11 protein-coding genes, 1 pseudogene and 1 riboswitch are annotated in these 12,410 nt (G+C 75.9%); of the genes and pseudogenes, 4 read left to right on the forward strand and 8 right to left on the reverse strand.

The genetic code is table 11. The features are described from left to right. Window positions 1-15 precede the first annotated feature (15 nt). Window positions 16-753: a cobalt-precorrin-6A reductase gene (locus tag V3C34_RS08115; RefSeq protein ID WP_346008492.1), complete on the forward strand. Its 738-nt coding sequence runs from the start codon at window positions 16-18 to the stop codon at window positions 751-753. Between the two features lie 82 nt (window positions 754-835). Here V3C34_RS08115 and V3C34_RS08120 read toward each other — a convergent pair. The 7 genes and pseudogenes from V3C34_RS08120 to V3C34_RS08150 all read right to left on the reverse strand — a co-directional run. After that, window positions 836-1,762, reverse strand: a pseudogene (locus V3C34_RS08120) (cobalamin biosynthesis protein CobD/CbiB); the annotation flags it as partial. Beyond that, entirely contained in the window at window positions 1,675-2,220 is a 546-nt protein-coding gene (locus V3C34_RS08125; protein WP_345912471.1) for a bifunctional adenosylcobinamide kinase/adenosylcobinamide-phosphate guanylyltransferase, read from the reverse strand. The pseudogene V3C34_RS08120 and the gene V3C34_RS08125, both read right to left, overlap by 88 nt. After that, entirely contained in the window at window positions 2,217-2,996 is a 780-nt protein-coding gene (locus V3C34_RS08130; protein WP_346008493.1) for an adenosylcobinamide-GDP ribazoletransferase, read from the reverse strand. The genes V3C34_RS08125 and V3C34_RS08130 overlap by 4 nt, the downstream gene beginning before the upstream one ends. Further along, window positions 2,993-3,748, reverse strand: coding sequence for a uroporphyrinogen-III C-methyltransferase (gene cobA / locus V3C34_RS08135; RefSeq protein WP_346008494.1), 756 nt, complete (start codon window positions 3,746-3,748; stop codon window positions 2,993-2,995). The genes V3C34_RS08130 and cobA overlap by 4 nt, the downstream gene beginning before the upstream one ends. Further along, entirely contained in the window at window positions 3,745-6,279 is a 2,535-nt protein-coding gene (locus tag V3C34_RS08140; protein WP_346008495.1) for a cobyrinate a,c-diamide synthase, read from the reverse strand. The genes cobA and V3C34_RS08140 overlap by 4 nt, the downstream gene beginning before the upstream one ends. Further along, window positions 6,273-6,887, reverse strand: coding sequence for a cob(I)yrinic acid a,c-diamide adenosyltransferase (gene cobO, locus V3C34_RS08145; protein ID WP_345912475.1), 615 nt, complete (start codon window positions 6,885-6,887; stop codon window positions 6,273-6,275). Before cobO ends, V3C34_RS08140 begins: the two co-directional genes overlap by 7 nt. Continuing rightward, complete coding sequence (locus tag V3C34_RS08150) at window positions 6,887-8,917, reverse strand: magnesium chelatase subunit D family protein (RefSeq protein WP_346008496.1); 2,031 nt, start codon at window positions 8,915-8,917, stop codon at window positions 6,887-6,889. Before V3C34_RS08150 ends, cobO begins: the two co-directional genes overlap by 1 nt. Before the next feature lie 78 nt (window positions 8,918-8,995). Beyond that, a riboswitch (cobalamin riboswitch) is annotated at window positions 8,996-9,058 on the reverse strand. A 60-nt stretch (window positions 9,059-9,118) separates the two neighbouring features. On the opposite strand from V3C34_RS08150, the gene cbiE reads away from it, so the two are divergent. Together cbiE and cobM are read left to right on the forward strand one after the other, a co-directional pair. After that, window positions 9,119-10,357: a precorrin-6y C5,15-methyltransferase (decarboxylating) subunit CbiE gene (cbiE, locus tag V3C34_RS08155; RefSeq protein ID WP_346008497.1), complete on the forward strand. Its 1,239-nt coding sequence runs from the start codon at window positions 9,119-9,121 to the stop codon at window positions 10,355-10,357. Continuing rightward, window positions 10,354-11,130, forward strand: coding sequence for a precorrin-4 C(11)-methyltransferase (cobM, locus tag V3C34_RS08160; RefSeq protein WP_345912478.1), 777 nt, complete (start codon window positions 10,354-10,356; stop codon window positions 11,128-11,130). Before cbiE ends, cobM begins: the two co-directional genes overlap by 4 nt. Here the strand turns inward: cobM and V3C34_RS08165 are convergent. Next, on the reverse strand, window positions 11,109-11,732 hold the full coding sequence (locus V3C34_RS08165; RefSeq protein ID WP_346008498.1) for a dihydrofolate reductase family protein: 624 nt from the start codon (window positions 11,730-11,732) through the stop codon (window positions 11,109-11,111). The genes cobM and V3C34_RS08165 overlap by 22 nt on opposite strands. A 64-nt stretch (window positions 11,733-11,796) precedes the next feature. Between V3C34_RS08165 and V3C34_RS08170 the strand changes: the two genes are divergently transcribed. Beyond that, on the forward strand, window positions 11,797-12,354 hold the full coding sequence (locus tag V3C34_RS08170; protein ID WP_346008499.1) for an acyl-CoA thioesterase: 558 nt from the start codon (window positions 11,797-11,799) through the stop codon (window positions 12,352-12,354). Window positions 12,355-12,410 lie beyond the last annotated feature (56 nt).

The raw sequence follows: 12,410 nt of genomic DNA on the forward strand, positions 1-12,410 counted from the left end.
TGACAGGCTGGCCGCATGATGCACGTCCTGATCCTCGGCGGCACCGCCGAGGCCCGTGACCTCGCCGCCCGCCTCGAGACGAGGGGGGTGCCCCTCACGTCCTCGCTCGCCGGTCGCGTCTCCCGGCCGCGCCTGCCGGTCGGACCGGTGCGGGTCGGGGGATTCGGCGGGGCCGAGGGGCTGGCGCGGTGGCTGGCCGAGCACCGGGTGTCGGCCGTCGTCGATGCCACGCACCCCTTCGCGACGACGATGGGCGCGCATGCGGCGCAGGCCTGCTCGTCGCTGGACCTACCGCTGCTGCGCCTCGCGCGGCCCGGCTGGGGTGACCACCCCGATGCCGGGTCGTGGACGTGGGTCGACACGCACCCGGCCGCGCGGGAGGCGGCCGACGAGGTGGGGGGCGTCCCCTTCGTCACGACCGGTCGGCAGACCCTCCACCACCACGTCGACGCCTGGCGGGACCGCCCCGCCGTCGTGCGGCTCGTGGAGCCACCGGCCGAGCCGCTGCCGCCCGCGTGGACGGTCCTGCGCTCGCGCGGTCCCTACGACCTGGCCGGTGAGGAGTCGCTCGTGCGCGAGCACGGGATCACCGTGCTCATGACCAAGGACTCCGGAGGCAGCTACACCGTGGCCAAGCTCGACGCCGCCCGGAGCCTCGGCGTCCCGGTGGTCGTCGTCGCCCGCCCGCCGCGCGCGGAGGGGGTCGAGCAGGTGTCGACGCCCGAGGCGGCCGCGGACTGGATCGCTGGGTGAGGGTCCGTCGAAGCACGGCCTGGCGCACGAGGACGGCCGCGGCCAGCGCGATGACACCGACGCGACGCGCGAGGGCGACGGCGCGGGGCAGGTCGGCGGTCGTCGGGGCGGGTCCGTGGCCCATGACGACGCGGTCCTCCGCCCCGCTGGCGTAGACGGTGCGGCCCCCGAGCCGCACCCCCAGCGCGGCGGCGAAGCCCGCCTCCACCGGCCCGGCGTTGGGGCTCGGGTGCGCCCGCCCGTCGCGGACGGCGGTGACCACCACCGCACCGGGGCGAAGGGGGACCGCCGCGGCGGTCGCGAGGACGGTCGCCCGCGCCGGCAGCCAGCCCAGCACGTCGTCGAGTCGCGCGGCGGCCCAGCCGAACCGGGCATAGCGGGGTGTCCGGTGACCGTGCATCGCGTCGAGGGTGTTGGCCGCACGGTGCAGGACGATGCCGAGGGGGCCGAGTGCGGCGCCCCAGACGAGGGTGCCCACGACGGCGTCCGAGGTGTTCTCCGCGACCGACTCGAGCGCGGCGCGGGCGACCTCGTCCTCGGTGAGGTCGTCGGTGATCCGCCCCACGAGGTTGCGCACGCGGGTGCGCGCGCCCGGCAGGTCACCTGACGCGAGCAGCGCGTGGACGGCGAGGCCCTCGCGGCCGAGGCTGGTGCCGCCGAGCGCGGCCCAGGTGAGCGCGGCGGTGGCACCGGCCCGGGCACGCGGGGGCAGCTGCTGGGCAACGGCCCCGAGCGCGAGGGCGGGGGCGAGGACGACGACCTCGGTCAGGACGCCTGCCGCGCGGGAGTCGCGGTGGGTGCGGGCCTCGACCCAGCCGGCCCAGCTGCCGAGGAGGGCGACCGGGTGGCCCCGACGAGGGTCGCCGAGGGCTGCGTCGGCCACCCAGCCGAGGGCGAGCCCGACGATCACCGGGTCGGTCCTCACACCTGACCCCTGATCGTCAGCACCTGCCCGGCGACGACGAGGTCGACCCGGTCGGCCGAGGCCGCGATCCGCTGGTTGAGCCACCCGAGCCGGTCGGCGAAGATCCGACCGGACCGGTGCTCGGAGACCAGCCCCCACCCGACCTCGTTGGTCACCGCGATGACGAAGGGGGATGCGCGCCAGGCGGACTCGAGGTCAGCGACTCGGTGCTCGAGGGCAGGGACCCAGTCCTCCTCCGGCGCCTCCCAGGCCGCGAGCTCGTCGAGCTGGGCGGTCAGCCACGTCCCGAGGCAGTCGAGGAGCACGGGCCCGCTCGCCGCCCGCAGGGCCGTGGCCGCGTCGGACGCCTCGACGGTGCCCCAGGTCGCCGGTCGGCGGCGCTGGTGGGCCGCGACCCGGGCCCCCCAGTCGGCGTCGTCGCGCCGCGGGCCGGTCGCGAGGTAGGTGACCGTGGCCCCGTCGGGCAGGTGGGGCGGCAGGAGCAGCGACTCCGCGTGCCGGGACTTGCCGGAGCGGACGCCTCCGGTGACGAGAACCCTCACCACGTCACCGACCCGACCACGAGGGATGCGGCCAGCGAGATCTCCACGCCCGCCCCCAGGACGTCCCCGTTGACGCCGCCGAGGACGCGTCGCGCCCGGCCGGCCAGCGCCAGGACCGCGAGCGCCCCGACGGCGGTGGTGCTCCCGCCCAGGAGCAGCGCGCCCGGTCCGTCCACGAGCGGCCATGCCGCCGCGAGCACGACGAGCGCGGTGACGACCTGCAGGCCGACGGCGGCGGCCACCGGCACCGCCCCGACGAAGACCCTCCCCAGGCTCGAGCCCTCGGACGGCCGGCTCCCCGCGGCGCACAGCAGCGCGCACGTCGCTCGCGACGCCACGACGAGTGCGGCGACGACGAGCCCGCCGCGCCACCCGGCGGTGAAGAGCTCGGCCATCGCGGCTGCCTGGAGCAGGAGCGCGAGGACGAGGGCGACGGCACCCATGGGGCCGAGGTCCCCCCTTCGCATGACCTCGAGCGCCCGCTCACGGTCCCAGCCGGCACCCAGCCCGTCGACCGTGTCGGCCAGACCGTCGAGGTGCATGGCCCTGGTGCCGTACGCGAGGAGGGCGAGGGCGAGGCCGGCCGCGACCCACGGGGGGACGCCGGCCGCGACGCTCCACCCGAGGAGCCCGACCCCGACGGCGAGCGGGAGCACGGCCAGCGGGGCGAGGAGCAGGGCCGCCCGGGCGACCGCGCGCTCGGTCGAGACCTCGCCGCTCGGGATGCGGGTGAAGGTCCCGAGCGCGAGCCGGTACCCCTCGCCGAGGGCGCTCACGAGACCCCGTGCAACGCCTCGACGACCTGGCCGATGACCGTGATGGCCGGGGGGGCGAAGCCGCCTGCGTCCGCCTCGGTCGCGATCTGCGACACCGGCGCCCGCACGACCCGCTGCTGCGGGCTGGCCCCGTCCGCGACGCAGGCAGCCGGGGTGTCGGCGGGCAGCCCGGCGGCCATGAGCGCCTCGGCGATCGAGCCGAGGGTGGCGACCCCCATGAGCACGACGATGGTCAGGCGGGACGTGGCGAGCGCGGCCCAGTCGACCTCGCTGCGCGGGTCGTCCGGGGAGACGTGCCCGGAGACCACCGCGACGCCCTGCGACAGGCCGCGGTGGGTCACCGGGATCCCGGCGAGCGCCGGGACGGAGAAGGCGGAGGAGACGCCCGGCACGATCTCGACGGGGATCCCGGCGTCGGTGCAGGCATTCCACTCCTCACCTCCACGTCCGAAGAGGTAGCCGTCCCCGCCCTTGAGCCGCACGACGGTCCGGCCGGCGCGGGCGTGCTCCAGGAGCAGCTCGTTGATGCGCTCCTGCGGGGTGAACGCGCCGCGCGGGATCTTGCCGACGTGGACGACCTCGGCCTGCGGGGCGTGCTCGGCGATCGCCGCGAGAGGGGCGAGCCGGTCGGTGACGACGACGTCCGCGGCAGCGAGCGCGTCGCACCCGGCGACCGTGAGCAGACCGGGGGCGCCGGGGCCGCCGCCGACGAGGATGACCCGCCCGGCGGGGGTGGTGGTGGCGTCGGTCATGCGGTCCTCCGGTGCTGCAGGGTGTGGCCGAGCTCGCGCAGGAGCCCGTCGATGGTGTGCGGGTCACGGACGGCGATCCGCACCCAGGTGGGGTCGAGCCCCGGGAAAGTATCGCCCCGGCGCACGGCCCAGCCCGCACCGCGCAGCGTCTCGTGGACGCCGTCACCCACCTGCGCGAGGACGAAGGGGGCCGCCTCGCCCCCCGTCGGGACGTCCAGGTCCCGCAGCCCGGCGAGCAGGTGGGCGCGCCAGCGACCGGTCTCCTCGACGGCCCGCGCGGCCTCGCCGAGCGCCTGCGGCGTGACCGTCTCGGTCATGACCCGCAGCGCGAGGGACCCGACGGACCAGTGCGGCTGGTGGATAGCGAGGGCCGCGACGAGGTCCCGGTCACCGGCGACGTACCCGGCCCGCAGGCCCGCGACGGCCCACGTCTTGGTGAGCGACCGGACGACGACGATGCCGGCGAGGTCCCCGGGCAGGAGCGACTCGGCCTCGTCGGGGACGGCGTCCATGAAGGCCTCGTCGATGAGGAGGACCCGGCCCGGCCGGGCCAGGGCGCGCAGGGTGCGCGCCGGGTGGAGGGCCCCGGTCGGGTTGGTCGGGTTGCCGATGACGACGAGGTCGGCGTCACCGACCTGCTCGACGGCTGCCGGGGTGAGGGCGAAGCGGTCCTGCTGCCGCAGCAGCACGTGGCGCACGTCGTGCCCGGCCGCTCGCAGTGCCGCCTCCGGCTCGGTGAACTGCGGGTGCACGACCACCGCGTCACGCGGGTCGAAGGCCCGAGCGACCAGGGTGAAGGCCTCCGCCCCGCCGCTCGTCGGCAGCACCTGCTCCCGCGCGAGCCCGTGCCGCGCGGCGACCGCGTCGCGGGCACGGGTCGGGTCCGGGTAGGCCGCGACGTGGGTCAGCTCGTCGGCGAGGGCGCGCGCCAGCCACTCGGGGGGATGCCCCGTCCGCACGTTGACGGCCAGGTCGATGAGGTCCTCGCCCACCTCGGCGTCCCCGTGGTGGCGCAGGGGGTCTACAGCCTCGACCGACGCTCCCTGAGGTGCGAGCCCGCTCTGCGGGCGAGCCTCGAAGGGCAGCCCCGGCCGGGCACCGTGCCAGCGCGCCGCCGCGTCGACGAAGGACGCAGCGACCCGGGGTGAGCCGGCCCAGTGGGTGTGGAGGTAGGAGGCGACGAGGGTGGCGTGGCCGGTGCGTCCGGGGTCGAGGGCGAATCCTTCGGGGCGGTCGTCCAGCAGCCACGCCGCGTCGGGTCCGGCAGCGGGGGTGGTGACGGTCCGGTGGAACTCGTGGCCGGTCACGCGGGTGCCCGCGGGGCCGAGGACCGAGTCGACCCGGGACGTCGCCTCGCGGTACCCCAGGGTCAGGCGCCGGCCCATCGCGGCGGTCGCCGGCACGGCCCCGACCATCGGGTGTGCGTCGAGGCTCTCGGCGAGGTAGAGCAGGCCCGCACACTCGGCCACGGTCGGCATGCCGGCGTCGATCGCGGCCCGCACCCGTTGCACGAGGACGCGGTTGGTCGCCAGCGCACGGGCGTGCACCTCGGGGAAACCACCGCCGAGGTAGAGCGCCGAGGTCCCGCTCGGCAGGGCGGTGTCGCGTGCGGGGTCGAGCTCGACGACGCGGGCGCCGGCGGCCTCGAGCAGCTCGACCGTCTCGGGGTAGCGGAAGGTGAAGGCCCGGCCCCCGGCCACGGCGACGACGGGCCGCTGGCTCGCTCCCTGCGAGAGGCCCCCACCCACCGCTCCCTGAGGAGCTTGCGCAGCAAGCGTCTCGAAGGGCGCGAGCGCCGCAACCGGGTCCCACGGCTGGGCACCGAGGTCGGGCGCGGTGCGGGCGGCGGCGAGCAGGGCGTCGAGGTCGAGGTGCTCCTCGGCCACGGTGGCGATGTGGTCGAGGGTCGCGGCGGCCTCGCCGCGCTCGGCGGCGGGGACGAGCCCCAGGTGGCGGGAGGGGACGTGCATGGCGGCGTCGCGGGGCAGCACACCCCAGACGGGGATGCCGACGCCCTGGACGGCGCGACGCGCCTCGTCGCCGTGGCGCGGCGTGCCCGCCTTGTTGAGCACGACCCCGACGACGTCGAGCACGGGGTCGATGGTCGCCAGTCCGTGGACCGTCGCGGCGACGGTGCGCGAGGTCGAGCTGATGTCGACGACGAGGACGACGGGGGTGCGCGTGAGCGTCGCGACGTGGGCGCTCGAGGCGAAGCCGTCGGCGCCCAGCCGCCCGTCCATGAGCCCCATGACGCCCTCGAGCACGGCGACGTCGGCCGGCGTCGGGTGGGTGGCTCCGCGGGCGAGGAGGGGGGCGACCCTCCCTTCGCCGACGAGCCAGGGGTCGAGGGTGCGGCTCGGACGCCCGGTCGCGAGGGCGTGGTACCCGGGGTCGATGTAGTCCGGCCCGACCTTGGCCGGCGCGACGACCAGGCCGCGCCGGGCGAGGGCGGCCATGATCCCCACGGCGATCGTCGTCTTGCCGTGGCCCGACGCCGGCGCCGCGACGAGCACCCGGGGCAGGGTCACCACTCGATGCCCTTCTGGCCCTTCTGGCCGGCGTCGAAGGGATGCTTGATCTTCGTCATCTCGGTCGCGACGTCGGCGATCTCGAGCAGGCGCGGGTGCGGGTCACGCCCGGTGATGACGACGTGCTGGTACCCGGGGCGGCCCACCAGGGTGTCGATGACGTCGTCGAGCTCGACCCAGCCCCACTTCATGACGTAGGTGAACTCGTCGAGGACGTAGACGGTGTGGGACTCGGCGGCCAGGCGACGCTTGATCTCGGCCCAGCCCTCACGGGCGTCGGCGGCGTGGTCCTCCTCGCTGCCCGCCCGGCGTGACCACGACCAGCCGGAGCCCATCTTGTGCCACTCGACCGGGCCCCCTTCGCCCGTCTCCTCGTGGACCCGGCCGAGGGTCCTGTAGACCTCTTCCTCGCCGATGCGCCACTTGGCGGACTTGACGAACTGGAAGACGCCGATGGACCAGCCCTGGTTCCAGCCGCGCAGCGCGAGCCCGAAGGCGGCGGTCGACTTGCCCTTGCCCGTGCCGCCGTGGACGACGACGAGCGGGCGGTTGCGGCGCTGGCGCGTCGTCAGTCCGTCCTGCGGGGTGACGGGGGTCTGTCCCTGGGCCATCAGGCAGCGCTCCTACGGGGTCCGGTGCGGTCGGTGACGATCTCGACGAGACCGCTCGCGGCGACCTGCTCGAGGGGGACGTGCTCGGCGCCCATGCGGCGGGCGAGGTCGCCGGCCAGCCCCATGCGAAACCGGCCGGACTCGCAGTCGACGACGACGGTCTCCGCCGTCCCCGCCCACGCGTCCGCGATGCGCTGCGCGCGGACGAGCGCGTCGGGCCCGGCGGTGGCCCGCCCGTCGGTGACGAGGACGACGAGCGCACGCTGGTGGCGGTCGCGGATCCGTTCTCTCGCAACGACCTTGGCGACCTCGGTCAGGCCCTCGGCGAGCGGCGTGCGGCCACCGTGCGGCATCTCGGCGAGGCGGGCGGCGGCTGCTTCCACGGAGGAGGTGGGCGGCAGGGCCAGCTCGGCGCAGCCCCCCCGGAAGGTCACCAGTCCCACCCGGTCGCGCCGCTGGTAGGCGTCGAGGAGCAGCGAGAGCACGGCGGTCTTGACCTCGGTCATCCGCTTGCGTGCGGCCATCGAGCCGGAGGCGTCGACGGCGAGCAGCACGAGGTTGGCCTCGCGCCCCCGGGTCACGGCGTGGCGCAGGTCGTCTCCGGTCACCCGGGCGGGTCCACGGGCGCTCGCCCGACGGGACGCGGAGGCACGAAGGGTGGCGGTCAGGTGGATCGCCGCTCCCGCCGGTTCCTGCCCGGCCGGGTGGGTGCCGACGGTGCGGCCGCGCGGCGTGAGCGCGGGGGAGCGGCGGCCGGTCGGGCCGGAGCCGACCCCGGTGAGCTCGAGCCGGCGGGCCCGGTAGGGCGCGGCGGCGGCCGCGGTGCCCGTCGGGCTGGGGGTGGATCCTGCCGCCGGCTCGGTGGGGGTGTCGTCGCCCTTCGCCGCTGACTCGTCCGGTGAATCATGTGCCGCGTCGGGGGCCGGCGGGCGGTGTGATCCATCTGGCGAGTCAGGGCCGGAGTCGGCTGGCCCCCCCTGCGGGGAGTCATCGGGCCCGTCCCCGCCGCCCGGGGGCTCGGGTTCGGGTTCCTCGTCGAGGAGGCGGTCGAGCAGGTCCTCGTCGAGGCCCGGCGCGTCGAAGGGGGCACGACGGCGGCGGTGGGGCAGGGAGAGCAGCGCTGCGGCGCGGATGTCCTCGCGGGTCACGTGGTCGCGGCCCTGCCAGGCCGCGTGGGCGAGGGCGGTGCGCGCGGTGACGATGTCGGCGCGCATGCCGTCGACGTCGAACCCCGCGCAGACGCGGGCGATGGTGCGCAGCGTGCGTTCCTCGAGCCGGATGCCGCGGACGGCGGCGCGGGCCGCGGCGAGCCGGGCGGTGAGCTCGACCTCGGAGCCGGCGTACCGGGCGGCGAAGGCCACCGGGTCGAGGTCGGCCTCGAGGCGACGCTTCACGACCTCGGCGCGCACGTGCGGGTCGCGGCTGGCGGCGACGTGCACGGTCAGGCCGAAGCGGTCGAGCAGCTGGGGACGCAGCTCACCCTCCTCGGGGTTCATGGTGCCGACGAGGGTGATGCGCGCCGGGTGCGAGATCGAGACGCCGTCGCGCTCGACCGTGTTGCGTCCCATGGCCGCTGCGTCGAGGAGCACGTCGACGAGGTGGTCGTGGAGGAGGTTGACCTCGTCGACGTAGAGGATCCCCCGGTGGGCCTCGGCGAGCAGACCGGGCTGGTAGGCGGCCTCGCCGTCCCCGAGGGCACGGCGCAGGTCGAGGGAGCCGACGACGCGGTCCTCGGTGGCGCCGACGGGCAGCTCGACGAGACGTGCCGGCCGGGTGGTCGCGGTGCCCTCGTGGGGACCGTCGGGGCAGTCCTCGGACCGGTCCGGGTCGCAGCCGAAGCGGCACTCCCGCGCGACGTGCTGCTCGGGCAGGACCGCGGCGAGGGCGCGCACGGCGGTCGACTTGGCGGTGCCCTTCTCGCCGCGCACGAGCACGCCGCCGATCTCGGGGGAGATGGCGCTCAGCAGCAGCGCGGTCGTCAGCTCGTCGGAGCCGACGAGGGCCGTGAAGGGAAAGGTCGGAGCAGTCACTCGTGCCTCCTGGCGAGTGTCCACGCTCGCCGTACGACGGACGTCGGGAGCGGGTCGCCCCGACGGACGGCCGACCGATGCCCTGGCTGGCCCGTGCAGGGCATCACAGTGGCGGGACCGCTCCGGATTCTCACCGGATTCCTCGGTGCAGCGTCGGGCGCCAGCATGCCACAAGGGCGCGGGGGCCTAGGGTGGGCGTCCGTGATCGACGTCGTGGGCCTCGGGGACGACGGCTGGGCCGGCCTGGACGAAGGGCGGCGCAGCCGCATCCGCCGATCCACCACCCTCGTGGGCGGCCGGCGCCACCTCGACCTCGTCGGTGCGCACGTCGCCGACGACGTGCGGCTCGTGCCGTGGCCGAGCCCCCTGCGTCCGGCCCTGCGTGAGTTCCTCGACGGCCTCCTCGCCGCCTCCGACGACGTCGTCGTCCTCGCGAGCGGAGACCCGCTCCGCTCGGGCATCGCGAGCACCCTCATCGAGGTGCTCGGCGAGGACGCCGTGAGCATCCAGCCCCACGTCGGCAGCGACGCCCTCGCCCGGGCCCGGCAGGGCTGGTCGGCCGAGGAGAGTGTCGTCGTGACGACCGTCGGGCGCGACCTGCGCGTCGTGCTGCCGCACCTGGCGCCCGGTGCCCGTCTCGTGGTGCTGTGCTCGACCGGTGCGGACCCGGCACGCCTCGGGGTGCTCCTGACCGAGCACGGCTGGGGCGCCAGCACGCTCACCGCTCGGTGGCACCTGGGCGGCCCGCTGGAAGGCGCCCGCTCGGGGCGGGCGGACGACTTCACCGGGACGACGCCCGACCTCGTCCTGTGCTGCCTCGAGACGCGGGCGAGCGACCCGGCCGCAGCCGCCGCCACCGCCGGACCGGTGCCCGGACGTCCCGAGGACTTCATCGACCACGACGGCCAGCTCACCAAGCGCGACGTCCGGGCGTCGGGGCTCGCGCGGCTGCGCCCGACGGCCGGCGCCCACCTGTGGGACCTCGGCGCGGGCAACGGCTCGGTCGCCCTCGAGTGGTGCCTCGCCGCCGACCGCGCCACCGCGACCTGCGTCGAGCGGGACGCCACGCGGGCCGCACGCATCACCGCCAACGCCGAGACGCTCGGCCTCGCCGGCCGCGTCGCGGTGCTCGTCGGCGACACGACGACCACCGACCTGACCTCTCTCCCTCCCGCTGACGCGGTCTTCGTCGGCGGGGGGCTCGACCCGGACCTGCTCGACCGCGCATGGGCCACCCTTCGTCCCGGTGGTCGGCTGGTCGCGCACGCGGTGACGCTCGAGGGGGAGTCGGCCCTCCTGGCCACCCACGCCCGCACCGGTGGGGAGCTGACCCGCCTGGCCGTCGAGCGCGCCGTCCCGCTCGGCCGCTACCTGTCGTGGACGCCCGCCCGCGCCGTCGTCCAGCTCGCCGCCACCCGACCCACCGAGGACCCGACATGACCGTCCACTTCATCGGCGCCGGCCCCGGGGCCGCGGACCTGCTCACCGTCCGCGCCACGCGCCTGCTCGCGGCGAGCCCGGTGTGCCTCTACGCCGGGACCTACCTCGACGCCGCCGTCCTCGAGCACTGCCCGCCCGGCGCGCGCCTGGTCGACACCCAGCAGCTCGACCTCGACGGCATCACGAGCGAGCTGGTCGCCGCCCACGAGCGGGGTCAGGACGTCGCCCGGCTCTGCTCGGGCGACCCCTCCGTCTACTCCGCGATCGCCGAGCAGACCCGGCGGCTCGACGCGGCCGGCATCCCCTGGGACATCACGCCCGGAGTCCCCGCCTACGCGGCGACCGCCGCGCGCCTCGGCCGCGAGCTCACCGTGCCCGAGGTCGCCCAGTCCGTGGTCCTCACCCGCGCGCAGCGCGACTCGACCGCGATGCCGAGTGGCGAGTCGCTCGAGGCCTTCGCCGCGACGGGCGCGACGCTCGTGCTGCACCTCGCGGTCCGCCGTGCCCGCGAGCTCGCCGCCCGCCTCGCCGGGCACTACGGCGCCGACTGCCCCGTCGCCGTCGCCTACCGCGTCGAGCAGCCGGAGGAGATCGTCCTGCGCGGCACGCTCGCCGACATCGCCGACCAGGTCGAGGCCCACGACCTGCGGCAGGCCGCGATCATCGTCGTCGGCTGGGCGCTGCGCGCCGAGGACTTCGTCGAGTCGCACCTCTACTCGTGCCGTCGCGTGGCCGCCCTCGACGGCCACCGTCAGGGCCCGCCCTCGGCGTAGACCGCCGCCGCGCCGTCCACGTCCCCGACGCGTCGAGGCTCTGGACCGACGACGTCGAAGAGCATCGCGGTGAACTGGCCGTCGCGCCTGATCTCGAGCCGCTGCAGGCGCAGCCGGCGCGGGAGGAGCGGCGCGCCGGCCCCGAGCGTCACGGGCGTCTGGTGGACCCAGACACGGTCGAGCAGCCCGGCGTCGGCGAACTGGCCCGCGAGGTCACCGCCCCCGACGATCCACACGTCCCGCCCGGCGGCCGCCTGCGTCGCGGTCGCGTGCAGCTCCCGGACGTCGCCGGCGAAGGAGGTCACCCCCTTCGGCAGGTCGAGGGCGCGGTGGGTGACGACCCACGAGGGCTGCTCGTAGGGCCAGACGAGGTCGGACCCGTCGTGCGTCAGCTCCCGGTGCAGCCACGCGTACGTGTTGGCCCCGCAGACCACCGCCCCGACCGTCGGCAGGAACCGGTCGAAGTCGAGGGCGTCGTCGTCGCCGTACCGTCCCTGCGGGTCCCGGTCGTGGCCAGCCGTCGCGAAGAGCCACGACAGGCTCTCGTCGTCGTCGGCGAGGTAGCCGTCCAGGCTCGTCGAGGTGCAGTAGGTCGTGGCCATCCTCACAGCGTGGCACCCCGTACCGACACCCGTCGAGACCCCGTGCGCGGGAGAGGATGTCCCGGTGAACCGCTCCCTCCGCGTCATCTGGACCGCCGCCACCGCCCGTCGTCGAGGTCCGGTCGCCGCCGGTGAGCACGCCGTCCTGCCGCTGCGGGTCCTGCCCAACGACATCGACTTCGCCGGGCACATGAACAACGGCGTCTACTTCACGATCGCCGACCTCGGTCGCATCGACCTCGCCGTCCGCTCCGGCTGGGGACGCGCCCAGCTGCGCCACCGCCTCTCGCCGGTCGTCATGCAGGAGACGATGACCTTCCGCACCTCGCTGCAGCCGCTCCAGGCGTACGAGCTGCACAGCGCGGTGGCCGGCTGGGACCGGGTGAGCGTGTACTTCGAGCAGCGCTTCGTCGTCGACGGCCAGGTGTGCGCGCAGGCGCTGGTGCGGATGCGGTTCCTCCAGCGCGGCCGCGGCGTCGACACCGACCGCCTGTGGCAGCTGCTGCGGACCACCCCGCCGACGGCGTCCGTCCCGGAGTGGGCGAAGGGGTGGGGAGACGGAGCCCGGCTCCCGTCGCCCCGGGCGGACGCGCCGGCAGGACCGCCACCGTTCTGGTCCTGACGTCGATCCGCGCACCTGTGTCACGAAACTTCGTCACACGGGTGCGCTGAAGGACG

The organism is Janibacter terrae, from assembly GCF_039636765.1.
Classification (GTDB): Bacteria; Actinomycetota; Actinomycetes; order Actinomycetales; family Dermatophilaceae; genus Janibacter; species Janibacter terrae.

What these genes read in the sequence shown, in the direction of transcription:
- V3C34_RS08115 (WP_346008492.1), top strand. Translation starts at nt 16, where the DNA reads ATGATGCACGTCCTGATCCTCGGCGGCACCGCCGAGGCCCGTGACCTC.
- cobA (WP_346008494.1), bottom strand. Translation starts at nt 3,748, where the DNA reads ATGACCGACGCCACCACCACCCCCGCCGGGCGGGTCATCCTCGTCGGC.
- cobO (WP_345912475.1), bottom strand. Translation starts at nt 6,887, where the DNA reads ATGGCCCAGGGACAGACCCCCGTCACCCCGCAGGACGGACTGACGACG.
- cobM (WP_345912478.1), top strand. Translation starts at nt 10,354, where the DNA reads ATGACCGTCCACTTCATCGGCGCCGGCCCCGGGGCCGCGGACCTGCTC.
- V3C34_RS08165 (WP_346008498.1), bottom strand. Translation starts at nt 11,732, where the DNA reads ATGGCCACGACCTACTGCACCTCGACGAGCCTGGACGGCTACCTCGCC.